Consider the following 24,337-nt stretch of genomic DNA (forward strand, 5'->3'; position numbering starts at 1 on the left):
AACGTTCTGGGCTCGCTGACGAACTACCTGCTGGGCTATTGGGCGAGCACCGCCCTGGTAAAGAAGTGGTTGCGAATGTCGGAAGCAGAGTTCATTAAAGCCGAGCAACGCTTTGCTAAGTACGGTATGTTTTCGCTATGCTTTGCCTGGGTGCCGGTTATTGGTGACCCTTTAACGGTCATCGCGGGTGTGCTGCGGCTTCGCCTACACTGGTTTCTGCTGTTGGTTACTGCAGGCAAATTGATGCGCTATGTTGCTGTGAGTTATGTGGTGCTTAACGCTCATTGATTGAATCAAAGGTTCTGGTTTTTTGATAAACAGGGCGGTTAATTGAAACTCAATCTAACATCAGCAATGGTGATAAAAAGTTTATTTTCAGCATTCTGAAACGCCTGAAAGCCATAGCGTTCATAGAAGTGCTTTGCGCCGTCTTTTGCGTCAACAATAATAACGGGAAATGCCACGCTGTTACTGGCTGCTAATAGTCTTTGGAGTGCATCCATGAGTAACCATTCACCAAAGCTGTTCCCTTTGTATCTGCTGTCTACAGCTAAGCGAGCAATGAGGCCACCAGCGGTTGATGATTGATGTTTTTTCTGGAGTTTATCGGGTAGCGCTTTTAGGTCGATGGGTGTCATTGTGAGCGTATAAAAGCCGATAATTTTCGAGCAATCGTTCTCATCCTCCAAAACAAAAGTTCTGGTGTTGTCTTTCTTCGCCTGCTGACTGGCTATCGCTTTAAGGTAATTGTTGAGGGCTTCAACGCCACAGTTAAATTGGCTTCTATCGTGTTTAGTTTTATCCAGCAGCTCTGTTTTCATTGATGTGCATGGCTCTGGTAGCGTTTAGCCGCTGCTTTGAGTTTTGCATTGGGTGTAGGCGGCTTGTCGAGCGCTTCCATTAACAGTATGGCGTCGGCTTGACTAAGTTTAAGAGTTTCTTCACGTTCAATCACTTGCTTCGCCTTTTCAATTGCGGCGCTGAGTACAAACGAATTAATACTCGATACTCCGCTAATGGCAGCCGCTTTAGCCAGTAAATCTTGTGTGTCGGCATCTACCCTGGCGGTGATGCGGGGTAAGGTTGTTGCCATTATGCGCTCTCCTAATGTGTCAAAATGTCACACGGGTAGTATGGTCAAAAAATGTGCAGTAAGCAATATTGGTGCTGCTACAGAAAGGGCTTTTACACAGTCCCTAATAGAATAGAGGGCGCCAAGTTTGTGAGCCGGGTGAAAAGGGATGGATTGTGAGCGATGCCTAAAAGCGCTATTAATAATTTTTGTACAGTGTTTAATGGGTTTGCTCAAATGTCTTTTAGACTTTTGGCTGCCTATGTTAAATATTTACTATCGTTTAAGTCGTTTAAGTCGTTTAAGGATAAACAGTGAACATACCAATGTGGATATTTTTGTACGCAGCCACAACGCTCTGGTGGAAGTGGATTATTAGCTGGGGCGGTGCCAAGTGGCTAGAGGGTTGGAAATCCTTTTTTCTGGTTGAATGGTTCGCATGGGGCTGGCGTGCGGAGCAAATTCGTTTTCATGCGGTTGTTATTTGGGTACTTTCTACCCTCTGGTTTCTGGTTGGGCTATTTATTCCGGATGTTCGGGGCATTGGGTTGCTGCTGTAATGTCGTTTAATAAACAGCCAGCGTTTAAGGGGCTTAATCACGTTAAGCAAATTTATGCGCTATGTTGCTGTGAGTTATGTGGTACTTAATGCTCATTGATTGAGCAGGCCTGTGCGCCACCTGTAATTGAAAGAGGGAATATCGATGACGGATTACTTTGGTTCCTGTTTATGCGGTACCGCGAAATTTCAGATAACCGGCGAGTTCGAAAGCTTTTACCTGTGTCATTGCAAACATTGCCAAAAAGATACTGGCTCGGCGCATGCGGCCAATCTGTTTTCTGTGTCGGCGCAGCTCACCTGGCTTTCCGGTGCCGATGCGGTGACCAGCTTTACGCTGCCCGGTACCCGGCACAGTAAGAGCTTTTGTCAGTGGTGTGGTTCTGCACTGCCAAATACTCAGGCAAAGGGGCTGCTCGTTGTGCCGGCTGGCTGCCTGGATACGCAAGTTTCGATGGCTCCGGTGGCACACCTCTTTACCGCCAGTAAAGCGGACTGGGATGAAGGCTTGCATCAGCTGCCATCCTATAAGTGCTTGCCGGAATAGAGTTCTTGCCCGAGCACTGCGCGCAGCGTCATTTGTGTTTCACTCAAGTATTACAAGGGGTATGTTTTGTTCCTGACCGGATTCCATCATGTGGCCATTATCTGTTCCGATTACGGCCGCTCTAAGGCGTTCTATACCGAAATTCTCGGTTTACCGATTGTTGCTGAAACTTATCGGCAGCAGCGGGGCTCTTACAAGCTCGATCTGGCGCTGCCGAATGGCGGTCAAATAGAGCTGTTTTCGTTCCCCTGCCCGCCACCCAGGGTGAGTAACCCTGAAGCTCAGGGGCTGCGCCATCTGGCTTTTTCAGTGGGTTCGCTCGATGAGATGGTGGCCTATTTACAGGCCGCAGGTGTAACGGTAGAAGCCATTCGCACAGACGAATTAACCGGCAAGAGGTTTACCTTTTTTCAAGACCCGGATGGCTTGCCGCTGGAGCTTTACGAGTCATAAACCCGGTGAGTCATGAATCCGGTTAGTAAAGTACCGGTTAAACAATACCGCTCGCGGCGTTGAGTCGTTTTCAGTTTTTCACAGGAGGTTACTTTGAAACATACCGTCATTTTGTTCGATATTAATGAAACGGTTTTAAACCTTTCGGCCTTATGGCCAAAGTTCGAGTCGGCCTTCGGGAGCCAAAGCTTTACCGATACCTGGTTTGCGATGTTACTTCACAGCTCTACGGTTTCTATGATCACCGGGGTGAAAACCGATTTTGCAACGCTTTCCAAAATTGCACTGGAAACATTGGCAGCAAAGCAGGGCGTTCCGTTATCCGCAGAAACCAGCGCCGATATTCTTGGTGGCTTTGCTAACCTCCCTGCGCACGCAGATATCAAACCGGCGCTGGCAAAGCTACGCTCAGCGGGCTTTCAAACCGTTGCCTTTTCTAATTCATCGCTGGGTTTAGTTTCAAAGCAGATCAGCAATGCCGGCCTGAATGATTATTTCGATGAAGTCATTTCTGTGGAAGAGGCCGAAACCTTTAAACCAAACCCGCAAGCCTACAACTATGTCGCTGAAAAACTCGGCCGAGATGTCACTCAGCTGCGGCTGGTCGCTACCCATGATTGGGATACGCATGGTGCAATGTCTGCCGGGTTGAAAGCGGCTTATATTAATCGCGCCGGTGCTCTATATAACCCGCTCTACAAACAAACGGATATCTCGGAGGCAACCATGATGGATGTAGCCGAGCAGATTATTGCCACCGATTTATAGGTACACTAACCACATTAATCCCCCATGGCGCGACACCTAGGGTCCGTCGTTAGGTGGTATCACAACCCTGTTGAGAATGCAGGCAGCCTAAGCAACGCACCTGACTTAGCCTTTTTTCTGCTGATTAATAAACCCCGGAGTGAACAGCATTGCACACCACCAAATTACATAAACAAAACCTGATCGGCAGCCTTTGGATGATCGCAGCCATGGGTGGCTTCGCCCTCGAAGATTCCTTCGTGAAGGTGACCACTAAAACGCTGCCCATTGGCGAGGTGCTGGTGCTTTTCGGTTTGGGTGGTGCGCTCATTTATGCGGCGATTCTGCTGCTGCATCGCAGGCCGCTTTATATTCCCGATGTTCTCTCCAGGCCGATGCTGCTGCGCATGGGCTTTGAAGTTACCGGCCGCCTGTTTTACGTGCTGGCCATTGCGCTCATCCCGTTATCGGTTACCACGGTCATTTTGCAGGCCACCCCTTTGGTGGTGGTGGCCGGCGCGGTTGTGGTGTTTGGTGAACGGGTGGGCTGGCGCAGGTGGGTCGCTATTGTGGTCGGGCTGATTGGCGTGATGGTTATCCTGCAGCCGGGCGCTGAAGGCTTTAGCTGGCTGTCTCTGTTCGCCATTGTGGGCATGCTCGGCTTTGCCGGTCGTGATCTTGCGAGCAGGGTCGCACCAGCAACTGTGGGCACATACCTGTTGGGGTTTTATGGCTTCCTGTCGATTGTGGTTGCCGGCCTTATCCATTCTGTCTGGGCTGCCACGCCACCTGTTCTACCAAATGCGGAGGCATCGCTGGCGCTGCTTTGTGGCATCCTGTTCGGTGTGCTGGCGTATTCATGTTTGATGAAGGCGATGAAAACCGGAGAGGTCTCTGCGGTTACTCCGTTCCGCTATGTTCGCTTGCTGTTTGGCATGGCGCTCGGCGTACTGGTATTTGGCGAGGCTATTAGCCTGAATATGCTAGTTGGCTCGGCACTGATATTAACCTCCGGGCTTTTTATTATGTGGCGCAAAGGCAACACTGTTACCGCAAGGTGATTATGGCAAAGCACCTGTGAACAGGCCGCCACAGGCTGTTCTGAGTCGCGTATCCTGAATCCGGCGACTATGCTTTAGAGGGCTTTGATTAAGCGCCGTAAACGCTTGTTGTGTTCGTTGTTTAAGAACCCCGTGGGCTGTCGCACTTCAATGCGATGAACATCTTTAATGTAACGAGTGAGCTTAATGACTCATGACGATAAAAACAGACCGTCACCGCCCTGAAGACCCCCGTGCCTTTGAAGAAATGCTGCTTCGTTCTGAAGCGAAATTCTCGACCCTGTTCAACGCGTCTCCGTTGGGTATGACGGTTGTTGATGCTGAAACAGGGCGATTCCTTAACGTGAATAAAGCGGTATTAAACGCAACGGGTTATACCGAGGATGAATTCCTCAGTTTTAGCTACTGGGATATCACGCCGGAAAAATACAGGGATCAGGAGCTTCAACAACTGATCGACCTTAAAGAGAAAGGCAGGTTTAGCCCTAACCGGAAAGAATATATCTGTAAGGATGGCTCACTGTTCCCTATCTCTATCAGCGGGGTGGCACTGGTCGATACCGACGGAAAAGAGATTGTGTTAGGTCTCATTGAAGATATCAGCGAACGCCTGGCCCACGAAAAAGAATTAGAGCGGCTGGCCCTGTACGACACCCTCACCAACCTGCCAAACCGCCGGCTAATTACGGAACGTATTGGTCAGGCCATTGCTAAATCTCAGCGAGACAGGAGCATTTTTGCCATTTTCGTTTTGGATCTGGATAACTTTAAGCCGGTTAACGATAACCTGGGGCATTATGGTGGTGACGAGCTGTTAAAGGAAACCGCGCTGCGCATTAAAAGCCTGCTTCGTCGCGGTACGGATAGTGTCTCCCGGCACGGTGGCGATGAATTTTTACTGTTACTTACCGATATAAAAACGCAGGACGAGGCAAGACGCATTGCAAAAAGTATCTGCAAGGCACTCGCTAAACCCTTCCAGATAGAAGATGAGGTGGTGACGGTTTCTGCCAGTATCGGCATTGCTGTTTATCCGGATCACGGCACCGACCAAATCACGCTGTTCAGAAATGCAGATAAAGCTCTGAGTCGGGTAAAAGAAGAACACGGCAATGGTTGCAAAGTTTTTGGCTCTTATTACTGAGCGATCTTAACGGCTGATGGTCTCCGCGAAGGCCAGGCCGTCAGTCACGTGTGCTTGAAGCTGGCCATCGATTCTTGCTGGCATCAGAGCATCAGTCTTAATACAAAACCATCCGCCAGCAGCGCCACAAACAAATACAGCAGGTATTTGATCGAAAACTTAAAGGTGCCCCAGGCGGCGGTTTTATCTTCGGTGTACTTCAGCCGGTAGCTCCAATGCAAAAACTGCACGCCCAGCACAAAGGCGGCGATGCCATACAGATAGCCGGCTTCACCCAGACATACCGGCAGCAGCGAGACCGGCAACAGCAGCCAGCAATACAGCCACACCAGGTGGCGGGTGAGTTCGGTGCCGTGGGTGACCGGCATCATCGGCACCTTGGCGCGGGCGTAATCGTCTTTGCGGTGGATGGCCAGCGCCCAGAAGTGCGGTGGCGTCCAGGTGTAGATGATCAGCACCAGCAACAGTGGCATACCGCCGATGTAGCCGGTTACGGCTGTCCAGCCGAGCAGCGGCGGCATCGCCCCGGCCAGGCCACCAATCACGATGTTCTGCGGCGTAGATCGCTTCAGATAGGCGGTATAAACCAGCGCATAACCGACCATCGAGGCCAGCGTTAGCAGGGCGGTGAGGGTGTTTGTCCACAGCATGAGAATGACGAAGCCAAGCACGGTCAGTGCGCTGGCAAAGCTGAGCCCCAGTTGTGTGCTGACCCGGCCGGCAGCAACCGGGCGCTGATGGGTGCGCGCCATCTTCTGGTCGATCTGTTCATCCACAACATGATTAAAGGCGGCACCGGCGGCGGCCAGCAGCGCAATACCGAGCGTGCCGGCGATGGCTTCTAGCCAGGGAAAATCGCCCAGCGGTGCCAGCGCCATGCCCACCCAGGCGGTGATCAGCATCAGCAGTACCACCTTGGGCTTGGTCATGTCGTATAAATCGTTGGCAAGTAGCTTCCAGTGGCGTGCTGAGGCTGAAGCACTGATGGAATTATTCATAATGAAGCTCCCGTGAATGCAGCCGCAGGGTGAGTGCGACCAGTGCAAATAGCAGAACCGCACCACCAAGGTTGTGCAGTACGGCAATCAATATGGGAAGGCTGAGCAAAACATTGCTGATGCCCAGCGAAACCTGCAGCGCCAGTAGCGCGGCAATTAACAGCGCCCAGTGTCTTAAACCGCTGCGCAGCAACAGCACTGCCAGTGTTAGCACCACAACGGTTACCGTGATCGCGCCAATGCGATGTGCCATGTGGATGGCGGTGCGCTCCGGTGCGTTCATCAGCCCGCCGAGGTAGTTCGGCCCAACCGGCTGAGCCAGGTTAAAGCCCTGTTTAAAGTCGGTTTCCGGCCACCAGGCGGTTTGGCATTTGGGAAAGTCCGGGCAGGCCAGCGCCGCGTAGTTCGCGCTTGTCCAACCGCCCAGCAATATCTGAATAACCACACAGGCCACCGCCACCGGTGCCAGCCTTCGACACTGCGTTATGGCTTCGCCCATGTTTGGCCTGCGCAGGCGAATGCCGGAAAGCTTCAGGGTGAGCAAACCCAGCAGAATAAAGGTGCTGAAGCCGCCAGCGAGGTGTGCGGTGACCACCTGCGGCAACAGCTTCAGGGTGACGGTGAGCGCGCCAAAGATGCCCTGCACAATCACCAGCGCCAATATAAAAACGCTGAGCTTAACCGGCGTGCGCGCATCGCTGCGGTTCTTCAGGGCAATAACGGTCAGCGCAATTGCCAGCAGGCCAAGCGTGCTGGCGGCGTAGCGGTGTACCATTTCCGGCCAGGTTTTATCGTGATTGACCGGTATGTGCGGGTAGGCGGTGTTGGCGGCGTGTATTTCTTCGGCGGTTTGCGGTGCCCACAGGTGACCGTAGCAGGTTGGCCAATCCGGGCAGCCAAGCCCGGCATCCACCAGACGGGTGTAAGCGCCCAGCGTGACTACGACAACGGCCAGCAGGGTGGCGATAAGCGCGAGTTTAAAACCGGTAAGAGGCTGGTTCATAGGCGGTTACCCAATGGTTGAAAGCTTGAGCAGTTTTTTAAGGTCGCTCATCTGCGCGCGGTAGTCGTGGTCCGGCAGAAAATACATCACCAGGTTACCGAACGGGTCGATAACAAAAACCGGGTGACGGTTTAAATCTTCCGCCGGAACCTGGTCTGTCAGCGCGGCAGAAAGTACCGGCTGGTTGCGCTGAATGATGTTTAAGTTCGGCAGTTCACCGGTGTCTACTTCTGTTTGGCTGGTCGTTATCAGCACACGGTCAATGCGCGGTGCCAGCTTGCCCATGGCCTTGTGAATTTGCCGTTGCTCAATTAACCGGTCGTAGCAGTTCTGTTCACAGCGCGGTGAAAACTGCACCAGCTGCCATTGCCGGTTTTCGGAAATCGTTACTTCGGGCAGGGTCAAATCGGTCGCCGAAAGCACCGGCTGCAGCAGCGTGCCGTGGTTGCTCTGCTCGTTTGGCCGGTAAGCGCCGGAGGCATACAGCCAGGTTGCCGAGGCCATAACCAACAGTGGTGTAAACAGCACGACAAACAGCGGCCATTTTCTGAAAAGTGAGTTCGGGGCCTGGTTAGTCTGAATCATGTCCGCTCCTTTTGCTGAACTTCACGCCGGCAAAAATAAACATGGCGGCGAGCGCAGCGGCCATGGCAAACCATTGAATGGCGTACGCTAAATGTTTTTCCGGGGTGATGGTGCTTGGCTGCCAAATGTTTATTGCAGACGGCAGGTTGTTCAGCTGCACGAAGGCCACGACAGGCTCGCCGGTAAATGGCTGCAGCCAATCGCTGGAAAGTGCCTGCACGATCCAGATATTGCTTTGGCTGCTGTGCAGGCTGTTGGCCTGTTCACTGAACAACGGGTTTTGCGGCGGCGTGCGCAGGGTGGCCGGTTGATTGTTCAGCGCCAGCTTACAATTCACCTGCGGTAACTGGCTTCGGTCGGCAAAGCCCGCCACCCAGCCCAGTGAGCCGGCAACAACACCGCGCCCGGTGTTGAACAGGCACCAGTGTTCGTAACCAACCTGGCCGTTGTGGGTTTTGTTATCGAGCAAAAAAACGGTTTCTGACATGGGCTGCGCACTCAGCAGCGTATTTTTATAAAGGCTTTGCTCGTTAAAAATCATTTCGTTGAATGAAACCGGCGCGCGGTTTAACTCTGCAAACCACTGGGCTTTTTGTTCCGCCCTGCTAAGCTGCCAGAAACCCAGCACAATAAACAACGGCAGAAAGAAGCCGGTAAAAAGTGATAACCACAGGCCGGGCGCAAAGCGTTTTTGCTCGGGTCTTGAAGGGTGCCTGAAAATGTTAAAACTGATACTCGCCATATTGATGTTGCTCATGCTTGTTTCGTTAGCCGCGGCGCTGGTGAATCTGTTTCGCCGTGGCGATGAAAAAACGGATCGAACCTTTCACTGGTTGGTGGTTCGCATTGCATTGGCCATTGCCATCGCGGTTGTTATTGCCATTGGTTTGTATAGCGGGCAGCTGGGTAATTCCGCACCGTGGCGTTACTGATTTCAAAGCAGATACACAAACACGAACAGACAAATCCAAACCACATCGACAAAGTGCCAGTACCAGGCCGATGCCTCGAAGCCAAAATGATCGTGCTCGGTAAAATGCCCCTGCTGACAGCGCAGCAGTTGAACAATCAGCATCAACGTGCCAATGGTGACGTGCGCGCCGTGAAAGCCGGTGAGCATGAAAAAGGTGGAGCCGTAAATGCCGCTGGCCAGGGTGAGCCCTAAGTGGTTGTAGGCCTCGTAGTATTCGGTGATCTGCAACATTAAAAATACGATGCCCAGTGCAACGGTGAGCAGCATCCAGCGTACCAGCTGTGGCCGTTCGTTCAGCCGCAGGGAGAAATGCGCCATGGTCAGGGTAAAGCTGGAGGCAATGAGTATCAGCGTGTTTAATGCCGGCAAGCCCATGCCATGAATGACGCCCTGCGGCGGTGTAAATTGACTGTTATCGGGGTTGGAGAGCATGGGCCAGCTGTACTTAAAACCTTCGTACAGCATGTTGGTGGCACCCTTGGCTCCTTCGCCGCCAATCCACGGCCCGGCAAAGGTGCGCACATAAAACAGCGCGCCAAAGAAGGCGGCAAAAAACATCACCTCAGAAAAAATAAACCAGCCCATTCCCCAAACGTAAGAGCGGTTCAGTTGCGGCCCGGCAAGCCCGGCCTGATTCTCTTTAATGATGTGGGCAAACCAGACGTACAGTACCCAGGCCAGCATTAAAAAACCGGCCAGCAGAATCCATTCGCCAATGGAATTTTTATTCTGGCTCATATCCACAAACAGGCGTGCGCTGCCAAACACCAGCACAAACATGGCGAAGGCAGTTAGGATGGGCAGGCGGCTTTTCGCCGGCACAAAGTAATGTTCGTGCGGGTGTGTGTGATGCTCTTGCGTGGCCGACATACCAACCTCCGGGCAATCTATAAGTTGTGAAGTGCAAGCCTGTTGAAGGACGCGGCAGTGGCGCCTGCACTATCAGTAATATCAAACAGGGTGTAAGTAAGGCTGAGTGTTTTTACCCAGGCGGGTAAGTCCGGGTCGATCTGAAACACCAGCCCCATGCGTACCGATTCGCCCGCCGCCAGCGGCTGGCTGTTAAAGCAAAAGCACTCGGTTTTTATAAAATAATTGGTCGCTTCAAAGGGCGATAAACTCGGTACCGCCTGCGCCACCATATCGTTGGTGGTATTGTTTTTGGCGTAGAAATAAACCTGTTTTACCTCGCCGGGTTTTACCGTCAGCTGGCTTTGTTCCGGCTGAAACTGCCACGGCATGGTGGCGTTGTTCATGGCTAAAAACTGCACCTTCACCGCGCGGTTTTCATCGATGGCCAGGTTTTTGGTTTCGCTGGCTTCAAACTGGCTGCCGGTAATGCCGGTCCATTCGCAGATCAGGTAGTACATGGGCCGCAGCACAAAAAATACAAACAGCAGCATAAAAACCACGGTGCCGATGCCATACAGCACCACGTTTCTGTTTTTCTGTCGGGTTTGTTCTGCGCTCATGCTACGGCACCTATTTCACATCCGGTGGTGTTTCAAAGGTGTGGTGCGGCGCCGGTGATGGCACGGTCCACTCTAAACCTTCGGCACCTTCCCACGGTTTGGCTTCGGCTTTTTTGCCGGCCACTATGGTGTGAATAATGATGAACAAAAACAGCAACTGGCTGCTGCCAAAGAAGAACGCACCGATGCTGGAGACCATATTGAAATCGGCAAACTGCACGGCGTAATCGGGTATGCGCCTGGGCATACCGGCCAGGCCGATAAAGTGCTGCGGAAAGAAGGTCACGTTCACGCCAATAAAGCTGAGCCAGAAGTGCGTTTTGCCGAGCGTTTCGTTGTACATGCGGCCACACCATTTCGGTAGCCAGTAGTAGGTGGCGGCAATAATCGAGAACACCGCGCCGGGCACCAGCACATAATGGAAGTGCGCGACCACAAAGTAGGTATCGTGATACTGAAAATCGGCCGGAGCCACCGCCAGCATCAGGCCGGAAAACCCGCCAATGGTAAACAGCACAACAAAGGCAATGGCGAACAGCATTGGCGTTTCAAAGGTCATAGAGCCATGAAACATCGTTGCCACCCAGTTAAATACCTTCACACCGGTGGGGACGGCAATGAGCATGGTCGAGGCCATAAAGAACAGCTCACCGGCAAAGGGAATGCCGACGGTAAACATATGGTGCGCCCAAACAATAAAGCTGAGCACGGCAATGGAGGCGGTGGCCCACACCATAGAGTGGTAGCCGAATAATTTTTTACGCGCAAAGGCGGGGATGATCGCCGAAACCACACCAAAGGCCGGCAGGATCATGATGTACACCTCGGGGTGGCCGAAGAACCAGAACAGGTGCTGGAACAGCAGTGGCGAGCCGCCGCCGGCGGCACTGAAGAACGAGGTGCCGAAGTGAATGTCCATCAGCATCATGGTGACCACACCGGCCAGCACCGGCATGACCGCGATCAGCAGGAAGGCGGTGATCAGCCAGGTCCAGACAAACAGCGGCATCTTCATCCAGGTCATACCCGGAGCGCGCATGTTCAGAATGGTGGCGATCACGTTGATGGCGCCCATGATCGAACTCGCCCCCATGATGTGTACGGCGAAGATGAAGAAGGTAACGCTCGGTGGCGCATAAGTGGTGGAAAGCGGGGCGTAGAAGGTCCAGCCGAAGTCGGGCGCGCCGCCTTCCATAAACAGCGTGCTAACCAGCATGGCGAAGGCAAAGGGCAGAATCCAGAAGCTCAGGTTGTTCATGCGTGGCAGCGCCATATCCGGTGCGCCGATCATCAGCGGGATCATCCAGTTGGCCAAACCGACGAACGCCGGCATGACCGCGCCGAAGACCATAATCAGGCCGTGCATGGTGGTCATCTGGTTGAAGAATTCCGGCTGTACCAGTTGCAAGCCGGGCTGAAACAGCTCGGCCCGTATCACCATGGCAAACAGCCCGCCCAGGAAGAACATGCTCAGGCTGAACCACAAATAGAGTGTGCCGATGTCTTTGTGGTTGGTCGAAAACAGCCAGCGCGATAAACCTTTAGCGGGGCCGTGATCGGAATGATCGTGGTCGAGAGTCGTCATGCATTCGCTCCTATTGGCTGCTGCCAAAGTTGCTGACATCCTGCGGGGTTACCATGTCGCCGGTGTTGTTGCCCCAGGCGTTACGTTCGTAAGTGATAATGGCGGCAATCTCGGCAGCAGAGAGCTGCGCGCCAAAAGCGGCCATGGCCGGGTTAACCCGCGAGCCGTTGATGACGATATCCAGGTGTGCCTCCACCGGGCCGAGTGCAATGGCGCTGTTCTTCAGCGCCGGGAAGGCCGGTGGCAGGCCCTCGCCGTTGGCCTGGTGGCAGGCCGCGCAATAGGTGTTGTAGGCGCGCTCGCCGGTTTCCATCAGCTCGCCCATGGTCCAGGTTTTAACGTTCAGCGAGGCCTTCTGGCGGGCTTCGTCCTGCTTGCCCAGCATCCATTGGTCAAATTCGGTCTGGCTTACCGCCTGCACCACAACCGGCATAAAGCCATGGCCTTTGCCACACAGCTCGGTGCACTGGCCACGGTAGGTGCCGGGCTTTTCGATCAGCGTCCAGGCTTCGTTGACGATGCCGGGAATGGCATCTTTCTTAACGCTCAGCTGCGGCACCCACCAACTGTGAATGACATCCGCCGAGGTTAAAATGAAGCGCACCTTACTGCCTACGGGCAGCACCAGCGGCTCGTCCACTTCCAATAAATAGTGTTCGCCCTTGGCTTCGGTATTGTTGATCTGGCTTTCCGGTGTGATCAAATTAGAAAAGAAACTGACCGGGAACTGAGTGCCTTGCGCTGAGTCTTCTTTGGCGGCGTCGTCCATTAAATAGCTGTAGCGCCACTTCCACTGATAACCGACGATCTCTACCGTCAGCGCTGAGTCATCGTAGTCGTACATTTTTTCCAGCGTGAAAAAGGCACGGTAGCCCAGTGCAAAAACAATGAGGGCCGGAATCGCCGTCCACAGAATTTCAACCTTTAAACTTTCGTGAAAGTTTTTAGCGACCGCACCTTTCGATTTTCGGTGTTTGATAATGGCGTAAAACATTAAACCGAAAACAATAATGGCGATGACCACGCAAACCCAGAAGACCAGCATGTGCAACGAGTATACTTCTTCGCTGATGCGGGTAACGCCTTCAGGCATATTGACGCGGAATTCGGCAAACAGATTGGGTGCACATAAATAAGTTGCGAGCACTGCTAAAGCACTTTTTTGCATCCTGGCTGACATTAAAGTACCTCTGCCATTTTTTATTTTTATAGCAGGATCAAAAGACCAAGTGAGCCCTGGCTCGCTTTTGCTCCTGATGCTTGCGATTAATGTTTAGCAGTAAAAAAATGAAACTACAAACACTGTAAAACAGGTAAAATTTATATATACGAAGGTGAAAAAATAAAACCTCATAAAAACAATAAGATGCAGTAAGAAAGGTTTTTCTAACAAAATTTCAACGCGCGTTGGAAATCATTAGTCAGCATTTTAAAAATTTATTCAGAATAATTATTTATAAAATTTAATTGATGCTGCGGTGATTAGGGTTTGTTAACTATCAATGCATATAAAGTTTTTTTTAATAACTGAATGCTATTTTTGCCGAGTTTTGGTTATTTAATTTTTATTTCTTTTCTTCGGTTAACCTGCTGAAAAATAAATAAATTGTGCGGTCTTGTTTGTTACTGATTTTATTTTCAACCGCTGCACGAGGTTAAATAAGCATTAAAACTACCCAAAAGCGTTGGCTTGCGGCGTTTTAAAATACGCGCCTATACTGCTGAAAAATAATTAATGCGGGCAATTTATGCGCGGTAAAAAACAGTTTTCTGGTGCTTCCTGGCCATTAGTGAAAATGGAAAAACGGAGAGAGCGAAATGATACTGAACCATGTAGTTGGCATTTTTACCCACCCGGATGATGAATGGGATTCAATACGAAAAGAACCTAACACACTGGGTAAGCACTTCCTTCCTCACACCCTGTTGCTGGCGTTAATTCCTGCCGTATGCGGCTTTCTGGGCTCTACTCAGATTGGCTGGAGTATTGGCAGTGGTGAGGCGGTTTATAAGCTAACCACCGAAAGCGCGCTGTACCTTTGCATCCTGTTTTACGGTGCGATGATTGTCGGCGTTGTGGTGCTGGGAAAGTTTATTGATTTTCTGAGCATTACCTACCAGGAAGCCGACCACACTCCGCGCGGGATCGCGCTGGCCACCTATACCACAACGCCCTTATTTATTAGCGGCGTGTTTGCGCTGTACCCGGTGCTTTGGGTGGATATTATCGTTGGCCTGGTCGCGTGCGCCTATGCGGTTTACCTGCTGTATGAAGGTGTGCCTATTCTGATGAGCATCCCCAAAGAGAAGGGCTTTGTTTTTGCCAGTGCTATCGTCACCGTTGGTTTGGTGATGTTCGTTTCACTGTTGGCGATTACCGTCATTCTGTGGACGATTGGTGCAGGCCCAGTTTATGTTACTGGCTAGTGATACCAACGCTCCTGTGGGTTAGTCGTGAGCCAATCTGTGTGCTGGGGGCGCGAGCGTCGTCAGCCTTGTTTCTGTGCTTTCCCGGCTTATTTCTTCTTAATCACCTTGTATGGGCAATTTGCCCGATTTATTAGATGCCGCTTGGGTAGGCCCGCCAGCGGCTTTAGCTCGTTGGCGTTTAGCTGAGTTTGAAGGCGCCATGAGTCAGTCTAATTTTGCCATGTGCGACATATTCGTCATTAGCGTAATTTCGCAGCATATTTTTAACACTTTTTTGCTGTTTTTTAGGGTATCGGACGGGGTTTGAAGTCTTTTATTCATATTGCTGTGTTACCATATTTGCCATCCAGTTGATTGATCTGGAGCAGTTTTGCACGAACTTGGTACATTGCTGATGGCCAATGCGCAAAGCTGAAGCAGTAAGGATTGGCTACTCATAGCAAAGGCATTGAATTTAAATGCTTTTTAAAAAGTGGATTAATTTTTGCTGAGCAATCTATGCAGTGAATCTGCTTAAAAAAACCAAGATGAAAATTGAGCTCCCACTGAAGAGGTGCAACTTTATGAACTTTAACTTAAAAGTCTAAAGCACCATTGCCACTTTAGGTATTGGTTCGCTTTAGAAACCAACCTGAGGACTTTGATATGAAAAATATTAAGAAAATGGCAAAAAAACAAAAAAACGAAAACAAGCCTGAGAATAAGCCGATCATCATGCAGCCAATCACTTGGTCTGTAATCGGTATTATCAAGTAATATCTTTTCTAAGAATACTTACAGATCGGCTGAGACATCAGCCGATCTATGTCATATTTTTTAGCATCTAGCATCTAGCATCTAGCATCTCACATCTCACATCTCACATCTCACATCTAACATCTCACATCTCACATCTCACATCTCACATCTCACGTCTCTCCCCCCAACGCTTCCCCAATCTATCCAGCGATAAACTGCCTGCTCCGCGTGCAACGATCATCAGCAGGGTAACTGCCCACCAGGATGCCGGGTTCACCCAGTGATCCCAGCTTGGGAATACGGCAAACTGAATAAAGAGTGTCATGGCCAGCAGCCCAAGTGCGGCATAACGGCTGAACAGGCCAGCAATGAGCAGGAGTGGCAGAACAACTTCCATGATTCCGGCGGCCAGTGCCATTAACTCGACCAGGCGGATCATCAGGTCGCTGTCGTAATCCAGTGTTTCCGGGTTACAGAGCAGCAGCGCGCCTTCGCGAACCGGGTCGGGGCAGAAAAATTCGTAGAGGAATAAATCGTAGCTGGTGCTATCAAACTTTCCAAAGCTCTGCCATTTTGCTAAGCCGGATGTCAGAAAAACATGAGCAACGGTTAGCCGCATCAGCAGCAGTGCTATCGGTTCCAGATAGCGGTTCAGTAAACCGGCAACTGAGTTATGTGCGCGGGTGATTGTTGTTAGCAGCGCCATGGTCGGCTCTCCGTTCAGTGAGTTTGGCTGAGTAGGCCGTTCTGCAGGCAGGCCGCAAAGCAGGCTTCAACATCGAAGTCGGGGAAGCGCGTTGTGGTGGTTGCAATCACCTCTCCGAGGGTTTTTTGTTTCTGTACCTGGCTGAAAAAACAATAGTCCGCCGGGTTGAGTTCCCGTACCTGTACCCGGCCGGCTGCGCGCCAGATTAATAGCTGGGTCTGCTGCGGCAGGTTCGTTGCTTCATGGTTTTGGCCTGGGTGCTGGCTGCTGTACCAGAAGTTAAAGGCCTGTGGTTCCATGCTGTGCATGAATACATTGGCGGCGAGTTTAACGCGGATGTTTTCGATATCCTGGCCCTGCGCTGCGTGGTGCTGAATCTGTTCGACACTCAGGCGGTGATCGTCGTCGGCGCCGTTCAGGCAACTCAGCCAGGTTCGGTCGAGCAGGGCGATATCAACATAGGCCTGTGGCAGGTCTTCATTTTGTTCGGCGAAGAACGCTTTTATGGTTTCAATGAAGCTGTCGCCGTAGCCGACCAGTGTGCCCTGTTGTGGCGGATGTAAATCAACATGGCGCTGCGCTAAAAAATTAAAGCGTGGCTCACCAAATAAAATTTTTGTGACCGGGTAATTAGCGGCTAATGCGGCTACGCAGGCTTTATAGAAGCCGTTGCGATAAACGGCGAGAATATTGGCATTGTAATCGCCGTCGATATAATTCTGTAATTGTTGAGGCTTGCCGGTGCGCAGGTATTCAGCAAAATCGCTTTGAAAACTCATCACGCGATCCTTCTATTCAGCTGTTCCGGTTGCGTGGCCTGCAGCAGTTGGTGCGCCCGGTTTCGTTCCTGAAGCAGTTCAATCAGGGGCGGAATGTTGCCATCGCGCTCGAGTAAAACCGGTGTCTGACCAAAGCGATTGAGGGTGGCTTCCAGCAGGTTCCAGACATCATTGGAGACTTTTTCATCGTGGCTGTCGATCAGTAATTGTTTACCGAGTGACGGGTCGAGGCTGAAGCCGGCAATGTGAATTTCACCGATTAAATCTTTTGGAATTCGGTTGATATAATCGATGGCATCAATGCCACAATTCTGGCTGGTTAAATAAAGATTGTTTACATCTAACAAAATTTCGGCGCCGGTTTTTAGTGCGGCTTCAACCAAAAATTCCGGCTCATCCATATCGCTTTTAAATTCCAGATAGTTGGTTGGGTTTTCGATTAAAATCGTTCGGCCAATGCCGCTCTGGTAGGCATCGATGCCGTTAATAAGCTGCGTTAAGTATTGCTGGGTTCTTGGCAGTGGTAACAGATCGGCGAAATAATGATTACCTGCCTGCGACCATACTGCATGCTCTGAAACAAGGGTGGGTTCAAATCTTTTTACCAAGTCGCGAACCTGTTTCAGGTGCTCTTTGTTCGGCAATGCTTCACCACCAAGCGATGCACCGACGCCGTGAAAAGTAATGGGCGCAAGCTCGCGAAATGCTTGTAAATAATCGAGCCGCGGCCCACCGCTGACAAAATAATTTTCTGTATGTACTTCAAACCATAAGCCTTCGGGCTGAGTATTTTCAGCATACAGTCGGAGCACATCTTCATAGTGTCCGGATTTCAAGCCAATGCCACCGGTCATGTCGGCAGCAACAAACTGGGGGTGGGCCGTGCTGTGCATATTAGCCTTCCATTGTTGTTAACGAGCCGTTGCCGTGCGGTGTTACGATAAATTCGCAAGAGCCTTTCGGTGCGTAAGTCCAGGCATTTTTCTGGAAGTCGGATGTTGAGGTGCCCTGACAGCTGGTGCCTGCACCGGCTTTACAATCGTTCTCTCCGGCCAGTGCGATGCCGTAACATTTATCTTTGCGGCCACGCAAGGTATCGCCGGCAAACCAACTTTCTAACGCTGCTTTTGTTTCGGCCGGTGCCATTTCAGAAACCGACAACTGACTGTTCGGCTTTGCCACGGAAGTTGTTGCAATGGCTGCCAGTGCGGCACCGGCTAAAAGAGATTTAGTTATTTTTGATTGGGTAGACATATGAACTTTTCCTTCCAGTCTTTAAAGTTATGTTGTGTTGCAAGTTTAAGACTGGAAGGATTTTGAAAAGTTCAGCGGGCGTGTTTTTAATTTTTTCAGCGCTGTTCGAAGACTAACTCGGCGAAGGTTGCCAGAACACCCGCGGCCGTGGGTGTCGGTTGAATGTTTTCCAGCAGTTGGTGGGTATTCAAACCGGATTGCTCCAGAGTTTCTTTCAGGTTCTGAACGTTCATGCGCATAATGTCGTCATTGAACTCCGGGTGAAACTGCACGCCCCAGGCGCAACGGCCAATACGAAACGAATGGTTGGCCTCAAAGCTGTTTTCAGCCAGGCGAACAGCATTGGGCGGCAGCCTCTGCACGCTCTGATAATGAATTGCGTGCGCGCTGAATGTTTGCGGCAGACGGGCGAGCAGTTTGTCACTTTCGGCCAGTTTGGTTTTGTTGATTTGCACAGTGCCAATCTCGACACCGTTGGGGTGAAAGCCCACGTCACCACCGGTTGCCTTGGCAATCAGCTGATGGCCGTAGCAAATACCCAGCAGTGGAATTTCCCGGCTAATGGCTTGGCGTACCCAGTCTTCCAGTTGCAGGCTCCAGTCGAGGTTTTCGGTAACCATATGATACGAACCGCTAATAACTGCGCCGGCGCATTCGCTCAGTTCGGGCAGGGCGTCGCCCATCAGTACATTGCGGATTTCTACCTGTTCACTGTTCAGACCCTGGTAAATCCACTGGTCCATATCGCCATGCTTTTCAGTGATGTTTGGCCGTGCGGCGCCGGTTTTAAGAATAAAGATTTTTGACATTTCAGGTGCGTCCCCAAAGGTGTTTCACATCATCGGTGTTGGGTATCTGTTATGGCTGCGAGCATAAGCGCTATCCCTGAAGCTGTCTGCGTTTTCAATGTAAAGGCTCTGCTGTTAAGCACTCAAAACATTGAGTAACATGTCCAGCCAACGAATTACGAGGTGGAAGTATGTCGAAGTTAATATTGGTTGCTATAGTAGTTGTTGTTGCCCTGTTTCTGGTGAAGCGGGGTGGCGGCAGTGGCAAGGCAATGCAGGTTAATCTGGAAGAAGGTGCTAAGTATCTGGAGCAGAACAAGCAGGTGGTCGGGGTCACTACAACGGCGTCCGGCCTGCAGTATGAAGTTCTGAAACAGGGAAACAGCGAGGTTCATCCCAGTGCGGATGATACGGTCACCGTTCATTACGAGGGCCAACTGATTGATGGAACTGTGTTTGATTCTTCAGTTGCGCGTGGTGAGCCGATTAGCTTCTCTTTAAAACAGGTTATTCCAGGCTGGACCGAAGGTTTACAGCTCATGGTTGTCGGTGAAAAGGCTCGCTTTGTGATCCCTAACGAACTGGCTTATGGCCGCCGTTCTGCCGGGAAAATCCCACCGGGTGCGGTCTTAGTGTTTGAAGTTGAGCTTCTGGGCATAGACAGCCAGTAGTCGGCGGCCTCAGTCTTTAGCAGTAACGCGGCATAAAACCGCTGTATTGTAATGTCAGTATTTTGTAATATAAGAATGCTTTAAAGGTGAGATCAGTTTTTCTTATACCCAGTCGGGTAAGCATTTAAGTCAAATGATCACTGTAAATTCAAAAACGCAAGGAATGAAAAATGGAAGCTGGTTTTTTTGAAGGTTTAGTGGATGTTGCAGTCTCCTGGTTGCAGGCAAACATCGTTTCTTTTGTGATGGCTATTGTCATATTTATTGTTGGTCGCTGGATCGCCAACGCATTAGCCAAACTTGTTAATAAAATGCTGATTAAAGCCAAGGTTGATGAAATTTTGGCGAACTTCCTGACGGGTATCGTGAAGGCAATTCTGATCATCTTCGTGATCATTGCGGCGTTAAGCCAGTTGGGTATCGATACTACCTCGCTCAGTGTTGTTATTGGTGCTGCCGGTTTAGCCATCGGTATGGCGTTGAAAGACTCGCTGAATAACTTCGCTTCTGGTGTGATGCTGATCTTGTTCCGTCCGTTCAAGGCTGGCGATTTTGTTGAAGCAGGCGGCGTTGCCGGTATTGTTGAGACCATTACTGTGTTCTCAACCACTATGCGCACCGGTGACAACAAAGAAGTGATCGTTCCTAACGGCGGCATTTACGGTGGCACCATCACTAACTACTCAGCGCGTGATACCCGCCGCATTGATATGGTGTTCGGTATTGGCTACGACAGCGACCTGCTGAAAGCGAAATCTATTCTGATGGAAATGGTTGCGGCCGATGAGCGTATTCTGAAAGACCCGGCACCGGTTGTTGCGGTAAGCGAATTGGCCGACAGCTCGGTGAACTTTGTTGTTCGCCCTTGGGTGAAGTCTGGCGATTACTGGGCAGTGCTGTGGGATATGCAGGAAAAAGTGAAACTGCGCTTCGACAAAGAAGGTATTTCTATTCCGTTCCCACAAATGGATGTGCATGTTAATCAGGTTAAATAACACCTGTAATCAGTGAGCTAACTGAGTGTATTTAAGAACGGCGATGGGGTGACCTTTCGCCGTTTTTTTGTTCTGGTTTCTTTGGATATACACGTAAAGCAGACCAGGGGTTCGCAAAATCCGGGACGCAGTGAACCCATCCGTGGGGCTCAATTGAAACATCCATGTTTCAAATGCCCGTATTTTGCGAACCCCTGATCTGCCTTACTCCTTCCGAGGGGGGCAAAGTAGCTTGCAAGAACCAAAAACATCAACCAAACTGCTCACGTTTCCAGCCGATAACTAAGAGGATCTTTCATGATTGTATTCACTCAACTGGCGCCGGCTGGCCGTGTTTAGCAATTTTGGTTTTAATGACTAACTCAACGCTTTAATTCCTCAAATTCGCCGCACACGCCGCCCGGCTTACCTGCCATAAGGTAATTTCCGGGTCATGTTATTACGTCTGTTAATCACATAACCCTCTGTCATTTTTTGAATGAAGGGTTTCTACCATTGAATAATTTTACTTTTACTCTGGCCGAACTTGGCTGGCGCCCGGTATGGCTGCAACAACTCAGCTTTGAAGAGCTGGAACAATGCTTTCCGGCTCGCGTAAGCGCGGTTTACCGCGACCGTATCCATGTGCTCAGTGAACAGGGCGAGCTGGATATACCGGTCACCGGTATTCTGGACGCCGACGAACCGGAACAGCGGGCCACCGTGGGCGATTGGCTGCTGCTGGCGATGGAAACGCACAGGCCGGTAAAGCTGTTGGCGCGGCAAAACCTGCTGCAGCGCATCGCCGCCGGAACCGAGCCGAAAGCGCAGTTGATTGCGGCCAATATCGATACGCTGTTTCTGGTGTCGTCCTGCAATCAGGATTTCAACCTGTCCCGGTTGGAGCGCTACCTGAGCCTGGCTATGTCGGCGCATATCCCGGCGGTGATTGTACTGACGAAGGCAGACCTTGCTGAGGATGCCGAAGGCTATCGCGAGCAGGCACAGTCTATTCATTCCAACGTGCCGGTGGTGGTGCTTAATGCGCTGGATGCAAAGGCTGCAGATCAGCTCGGCAGCTGGCTTGGTAAGGGCCAAACCATTGCGTTTGTCGGTTCTTCCGGGGTAGGTAAGTCCACACTCACTAACGCGTTGTTGGGTACAGCGGCGCAGCACACGCAGGATATTCGTGAAGATGACGCCAAGGGCCGTCACACCACAACCGGGCGGCAGATGTTTGCACTGCCCGGCGGTGGCTGGGTGCTCGATACCCCCGGCATGCGCGAACTGAGGCTGGGAGAAGACGCCGAAGGCATTGCCGAGCTGTTCGACGATATTGAGCAGCTGATGGGGCAGTGCCGGTTCAGCAATTGTCATCATCAGGGAGACAAGGGCTGCGCGATTGAGGCCGCCATTGCCAGTGGCGAGCTCGACCTGCGCCGCTGGCAAAACTACAGCAAGCTTTCGGCTGAGGCCGCACTGGCCAGCAAAAGCCGGGAAGAGCGTAAAAAGGCCAAGCAGCAGTGGGGTAAGGAGGTCAGCAAGTTTGCCCGTCAGCACAAGAAGATGAAGGACGATTGGCGCTGACACAGCCTTTGCCAGCGTAAAACAGCCATGATTCACATGGAAGTGCTATTTGCGGTCTGTTTTAATTTAGGGGTGCCCTTAAGGCCTAAACAGGCTGTGCCTGATAAAACCAAATGGAGAGTTCAGTATGAATATTAATCTGTCTCAGCTCGATAAAGCCCGAACCTACAAGCTGTTTACCCACGCCATTGTGCCGCGCCCGATCGCCTGGGTGCTGACTGAAAATGAAAACGGCAGCTATAACGTGGCGCCTTTTTCCTACTTTAATGTAGTGTGCTCGGAGCCGCCGCTGATGATGTTTTCGGCGGGGAAAAAACGCGATGGCTCGAAGAAGGATACCTGGGCAAATATTGAACGCACCGGTCAGTGCGTGATTCATATCGTGGGTGATGTGCTGGCCGGGCCATTGAATGAATCGGCACGCACACTGGCTGCGGGTGAGTCGGAAGTGGAGCACATCGATCAGGATCTGATCACCGATGCCGGCTTCGAACTTCCGCGCCTGGATGCCGCCCCGATCGCCTTCGACTGCAAACTCTACGATATCCATGAGTTGGGTGACGGCCCGCAGGCCATTATTTATTGTCAGGCGACAGCGGCCTATCTGGACGACGCTATTTTGGATGCGGATACAAAGCTGGTCGACCCATTGAAGCTTCGCCCATTGGCGCGTCTGGGGGGCGAAAGCTATGCCCGGCAGGGTGAAGTCTTTGATCTGAAAAGGCCTTCCTGATGGCGGTCGTTATTCGTGAAATGACGATCGAAGACTATGACGATGTCATTGCGCTGTGGTCAGAAACCGAAAACATGAGCCTGCGCGATGCCGACTCCAAACAGAGCATCGGCCACTATCTGGAGCGTAATCCGGGCCTGAGTTTTGTGGTTCAGGACGGTGAAGGCCGCCGTATAGTCGGCGCTGTTCTGGCCGGCACCGACGGCCGCCGGGGTTACCTTCAGCATTTGTCGGTGAGTACTGACTATCGCGGTCACGGCCTTGGTAAGCAGTTGGTGAATGCCGCTGTTCAGGCTCTGAACGCCTTGGGCATTGCCAAGACTCATCTGTTTGTCTTGAACGAAAACAGCAACGCGCAGCAGTTTTATCAGGCCAACGGCTGGTTTGCGCGCGATGAAGTGCGTATGTTTTCATTCAACTCTTCCACTAACAAAGACGTATAAGAAAGCCACGACATGACGAAACAAAAAGCCGTATTTTTTGAAAAGGACAGCCTGCATCCAAGCGATCTCGATTTCTCTTATATTGAGCAGGTGGCGGACTGGCAGTTTTACAACTCGGTCAGCGCCGATGACGTGATTGAGTGCATTAAAGATGCGAGCGTTGTCTCTGCCAACAAGCTACAGATGACGCGCGAGGTCATTGAAAGCTCGCCCAAGCTGAAGCAGATCGTGGTGGCTGCAACCGGGGTGAACAATGTCGATCTGGACGCCTGCCGCGAACACGGCATCGCCGTATACAACTGCCAGAGTTACGGCAACGATTCTGTTGTACAACACGCCTTCGCCATGATGTTTGCGCTGGCGAACAAGCTGGCTGCGAACAACGTTGCTGCCCACGAAAGCTGGCAAAGCTCGAAACAGTTCTGTGTGCTTTCGCACCTGCCAATGGAGCTGGCCGGCAAGACCTTTGGCATTGTCGGCTACGGCGCCTTGGGGCAAAAGGCCGAGCAGATCGCTCAGGCTTTGGGTATGAACGTGCTGGTAGCTGCGCGCAAAGGTCAGCCGGCAGCGGGCAACCGGGTCGCGTTTGAGCAGGTACTGGAACAGGCCGATGTGATCAGCCTGCATTGCCCGCTGAATGCCGAAACGGAAAACCTCTTCACCCTGAGTGAACTGAGCAGGATGAAGCCGACAGCCTTGCTGATCAGCACCGCGCGCGGCGGCATTATCAATGAGGCCGATCTGGTCAGCGCGCTGGAACAGGGGCTGATTGCCGGTGCCGGGCTCGATGTGCTGACTGAAGAACCGCCGAAAAACGGCAATGTGCTGCTCGATTATGCCGGCCATAATCTAATTGTTACGCCACACATTGCCTGGGCCAGTCAGGAAGCGCGGCAAACGCTGCTGAATCAGGTGGCCGACAATGTTACTGCGTTTGCCGAAGGCCGTGATTTGCGGCGGATTTGCTGAGCCGGATAAGGCTGGGCTGAGCCACTGCCGATTTTATGCGGGCGAGACGCCCGCGTTCCCAGTGCC

Annotated in this window: 30 protein-coding genes; 15 read left to right on the plus strand and 15 right to left on the minus strand. The window is 51.6% G+C overall.

The window, feature by feature from the left end; genetic code table 11:
* The coding region (locus tag BCF53_RS09215) for a YqaA family protein (protein ID WP_132701441.1) at nt 1-288 on the plus strand (288 nt) is incomplete at its 5' end.
* Between the two features lie 38 nt (nt 289-326).
* On the opposite strand, the gene BCF53_RS09220 is transcribed toward BCF53_RS09215, so the two are convergent.
* Together BCF53_RS09220 and BCF53_RS09225 are read right to left on the minus strand one after the other, a co-directional pair.
* Nucleotides 327-821, minus strand: coding sequence for a GNAT family N-acetyltransferase (locus BCF53_RS09220; protein ID WP_132701442.1), 495 nt, complete (start codon nt 819-821; stop codon nt 327-329).
* Entirely contained in the window at nt 818-1,093 is a 276-nt protein-coding gene (locus BCF53_RS09225) for a type II toxin-antitoxin system TacA family antitoxin (protein ID WP_132701443.1), read from the minus strand. Before BCF53_RS09225 ends, BCF53_RS09220 begins: the two co-directional genes overlap by 4 nt.
* A 293-nt stretch (nt 1,094-1,386) precedes the next feature.
* Here BCF53_RS09225 and BCF53_RS09230 point away from each other — a divergent pair, with 293 nt between their 5' ends.
* The 6 genes from BCF53_RS09230 (at nt 1,387) to BCF53_RS09255 (ending at nt 5,583) form a co-directional block, all read left to right on the plus strand.
* Entirely contained in the window at nt 1,387-1,632 is a 246-nt protein-coding gene (locus BCF53_RS09230; RefSeq protein ID WP_207902690.1) for a hypothetical protein, read from the plus strand.
* Between the two features lie 144 nt (nt 1,633-1,776).
* Entirely contained in the window at nt 1,777-2,178 is a 402-nt protein-coding gene (locus BCF53_RS09235) for a GFA family protein (protein WP_132701444.1), read from the plus strand.
* A gap of 66 nt (nt 2,179-2,244) precedes the next feature.
* Nucleotides 2,245-2,631, plus strand: coding sequence for an SMU1112c/YaeR family gloxylase I-like metalloprotein (gene gloA2 / locus BCF53_RS09240; protein WP_132701445.1), 387 nt, complete (start codon nt 2,245-2,247; stop codon nt 2,629-2,631).
* Nucleotides 2,632-2,724: 93 nt separating this feature from the next.
* The gene (locus BCF53_RS09245) at nt 2,725-3,399 is read left to right on the plus strand and encodes a haloacid dehalogenase type II (RefSeq protein WP_132701446.1); all 675 of its coding nucleotides are present in this window, start codon (nt 2,725-2,727) and stop codon (nt 3,397-3,399) included.
* A gap of 149 nt (nt 3,400-3,548) precedes the next feature.
* Nucleotides 3,549-4,439: a DMT family transporter gene (locus BCF53_RS09250; RefSeq protein ID WP_243645807.1), complete on the plus strand. Its 891-nt coding sequence runs from the start codon at nt 3,549-3,551 to the stop codon at nt 4,437-4,439.
* A gap of 193 nt (nt 4,440-4,632) precedes the next feature.
* Entirely contained in the window at nt 4,633-5,583 is a 951-nt protein-coding gene (locus BCF53_RS09255; RefSeq protein ID WP_132701447.1) for a sensor domain-containing diguanylate cyclase, read from the plus strand.
* Nucleotides 5,584-5,666: 83 nt separating this feature from the next.
* On the opposite strand, the gene cyoE is transcribed toward BCF53_RS09255, so the two are convergent.
* From cyoE to BCF53_RS09275, 4 genes are read right to left on the minus strand one after another with little or no spacing between them, the layout of a single operon-like run.
* A complete protein-coding gene (gene cyoE, locus BCF53_RS09260; RefSeq protein WP_132701448.1) occupies nt 5,667-6,581 on the minus strand; it encodes a heme o synthase in 915 nt (304 codons plus the stop codon).
* The gene (locus BCF53_RS09265; protein ID WP_132701449.1) at nt 6,574-7,584 is read right to left on the minus strand and encodes a COX15/CtaA family protein; all 1,011 of its coding nucleotides are present in this window, start codon (nt 7,582-7,584) and stop codon (nt 6,574-6,576) included. The genes cyoE and BCF53_RS09265 overlap by 8 nt, the downstream gene beginning before the upstream one ends.
* 6 nt (nt 7,585-7,590) lie before the next feature.
* Nucleotides 7,591-8,169 (minus strand): hypothetical protein, encoded by a 579-nt coding sequence (locus tag BCF53_RS09270; RefSeq protein WP_132701450.1) that lies wholly within the window; start codon nt 8,167-8,169, stop codon nt 7,591-7,593.
* Nucleotides 8,156-8,926 (minus strand): SURF1 family protein, encoded by a 771-nt coding sequence (locus BCF53_RS09275; RefSeq protein WP_132701451.1) that lies wholly within the window; start codon nt 8,924-8,926, stop codon nt 8,156-8,158. The genes BCF53_RS09270 and BCF53_RS09275 overlap by 14 nt, the downstream gene beginning before the upstream one ends.
* On the opposite strand from BCF53_RS09275, the gene BCF53_RS09280 reads away from it, so the two are divergent.
* Nucleotides 8,925-9,101: a DUF2909 family protein gene (locus BCF53_RS09280; protein WP_165901868.1), complete on the plus strand. Its 177-nt coding sequence runs from the start codon at nt 8,925-8,927 to the stop codon at nt 9,099-9,101. The two genes, BCF53_RS09275 and BCF53_RS09280, sit on opposite strands and share 2 nt — an antisense overlap.
* 2 nt (nt 9,102-9,103) lie before the next feature.
* Here the strand turns inward: BCF53_RS09280 and BCF53_RS09285 are convergent, their stop codons facing one another.
* From BCF53_RS09285 to coxB, 4 genes are read right to left on the minus strand one after another with little or no spacing between them, the layout of a single operon-like run.
* A complete protein-coding gene (locus tag BCF53_RS09285; RefSeq protein WP_132701453.1) occupies nt 9,104-10,012 on the minus strand; it encodes a cytochrome c oxidase subunit 3 in 909 nt (302 codons plus the stop codon).
* A 17-nt stretch (nt 10,013-10,029) separates the two neighbouring features.
* Nucleotides 10,030-10,614: a cytochrome c oxidase assembly protein gene (locus BCF53_RS09290; protein ID WP_132701454.1), complete on the minus strand. Its 585-nt coding sequence runs from the start codon at nt 10,612-10,614 to the stop codon at nt 10,030-10,032.
* A 10-nt stretch (nt 10,615-10,624) separates the two neighbouring features.
* Nucleotides 10,625-12,199: a cytochrome c oxidase subunit I gene (gene ctaD / locus BCF53_RS09295; RefSeq protein WP_132701455.1), complete on the minus strand. Its 1,575-nt coding sequence runs from the start codon at nt 12,197-12,199 to the stop codon at nt 10,625-10,627.
* 10 nt (nt 12,200-12,209) lie between these two features.
* Entirely contained in the window at nt 12,210-13,346 is a 1,137-nt protein-coding gene (coxB, locus tag BCF53_RS09300) for a cytochrome c oxidase subunit II (protein WP_341539412.1), read from the minus strand.
* A gap of 671 nt (nt 13,347-14,017) precedes the next feature.
* Here coxB and BCF53_RS09305 point away from each other — a divergent pair.
* A complete protein-coding gene (locus tag BCF53_RS09305) occupies nt 14,018-14,626 on the plus strand; it encodes a Yip1 family protein (RefSeq protein ID WP_132701457.1) in 609 nt (202 codons plus the stop codon).
* Nucleotides 14,627-15,530: 904 nt separating this feature from the next.
* On the opposite strand, the gene BCF53_RS09310 is transcribed toward BCF53_RS09305, so the two are convergent.
* The 5 genes from BCF53_RS09310 to BCF53_RS09330 form a co-directional block, all read right to left on the minus strand.
* Entirely contained in the window at nt 15,531-16,073 is a 543-nt protein-coding gene (locus tag BCF53_RS09310) for a DoxX family protein (RefSeq protein WP_132701458.1), read from the minus strand.
* A gap of 14 nt (nt 16,074-16,087) precedes the next feature.
* A complete protein-coding gene (locus BCF53_RS09315) occupies nt 16,088-16,852 on the minus strand; it encodes an HvfC/BufC N-terminal domain-containing protein (RefSeq protein WP_132701459.1) in 765 nt (254 codons plus the stop codon).
* Complete coding sequence (bufB, locus tag BCF53_RS09320) at nt 16,852-17,745, minus strand: MNIO family bufferin maturase (protein WP_132701460.1); 894 nt, start codon at nt 17,743-17,745, stop codon at nt 16,852-16,854. The genes BCF53_RS09315 and bufB overlap by 1 nt, the downstream gene beginning before the upstream one ends.
* Before the next feature lies 1 nt (nt 17,746).
* A complete protein-coding gene (locus BCF53_RS09325; protein ID WP_132701461.1) occupies nt 17,747-18,106 on the minus strand; it encodes a BufA1 family periplasmic bufferin-type metallophore in 360 nt (119 codons plus the stop codon).
* Between the two features lie 95 nt (nt 18,107-18,201).
* Nucleotides 18,202-18,915 (minus strand): glutamine amidotransferase, encoded by a 714-nt coding sequence (locus BCF53_RS09330; RefSeq protein WP_132701462.1) that lies wholly within the window; start codon nt 18,913-18,915, stop codon nt 18,202-18,204.
* Nucleotides 18,916-19,085: 170 nt separating this feature from the next.
* On the opposite strand from BCF53_RS09330, the gene bamJ reads away from it, so the two are divergent.
* The 6 genes from bamJ to BCF53_RS09360 all read left to right on the plus strand — a co-directional run bounded on the left by bamJ (nt 19,086) and on the right by BCF53_RS09360 (nt 24,271).
* Complete coding sequence (bamJ, locus tag BCF53_RS09335) at nt 19,086-19,565, plus strand: BamJ family beta-barrel-assembly machinery protein (protein ID WP_132701463.1); 480 nt, start codon at nt 19,086-19,088, stop codon at nt 19,563-19,565.
* Between the two features lie 170 nt (nt 19,566-19,735).
* Nucleotides 19,736-20,560 carry a mechanosensitive ion channel family protein gene (locus BCF53_RS09340; RefSeq protein ID WP_132701464.1) on the plus strand — a complete coding sequence of 275 codons (825 nt, stop codon included), beginning with the start codon at nt 19,736-19,738 and terminating at the stop codon, nt 20,558-20,560.
* 495 nt (nt 20,561-21,055) lie between these two features.
* Entirely contained in the window at nt 21,056-22,126 is a 1,071-nt protein-coding gene (gene rsgA / locus BCF53_RS09345; RefSeq protein ID WP_132701465.1) for a ribosome small subunit-dependent GTPase A, read from the plus strand.
* A gap of 127 nt (nt 22,127-22,253) precedes the next feature.
* Nucleotides 22,254-22,859, plus strand: a complete 606-nt coding sequence (locus BCF53_RS09350) for a flavin reductase family protein (protein WP_132701466.1) — start codon at nt 22,254-22,256, stop codon at nt 22,857-22,859.
* Nucleotides 22,859-23,302, plus strand: coding sequence for a GNAT family N-acetyltransferase (locus BCF53_RS09355; protein WP_132701467.1), 444 nt, complete (start codon nt 22,859-22,861; stop codon nt 23,300-23,302). The genes BCF53_RS09350 and BCF53_RS09355 overlap by 1 nt, the downstream gene beginning before the upstream one ends.
* A gap of 12 nt (nt 23,303-23,314) precedes the next feature.
* Nucleotides 23,315-24,271 (plus strand): D-2-hydroxyacid dehydrogenase, encoded by a 957-nt coding sequence (locus tag BCF53_RS09360; RefSeq protein WP_132701468.1) that lies wholly within the window; start codon nt 23,315-23,317, stop codon nt 24,269-24,271.
* Nucleotides 24,272-24,337: the final 66 nt, after the last annotated feature.

The organism is Reinekea marinisedimentorum (genome assembly GCF_004341165.1).
GTDB classification, from domain to species: Bacteria; Pseudomonadota; Gammaproteobacteria; order Pseudomonadales; family Natronospirillaceae; genus Reinekea; species Reinekea marinisedimentorum.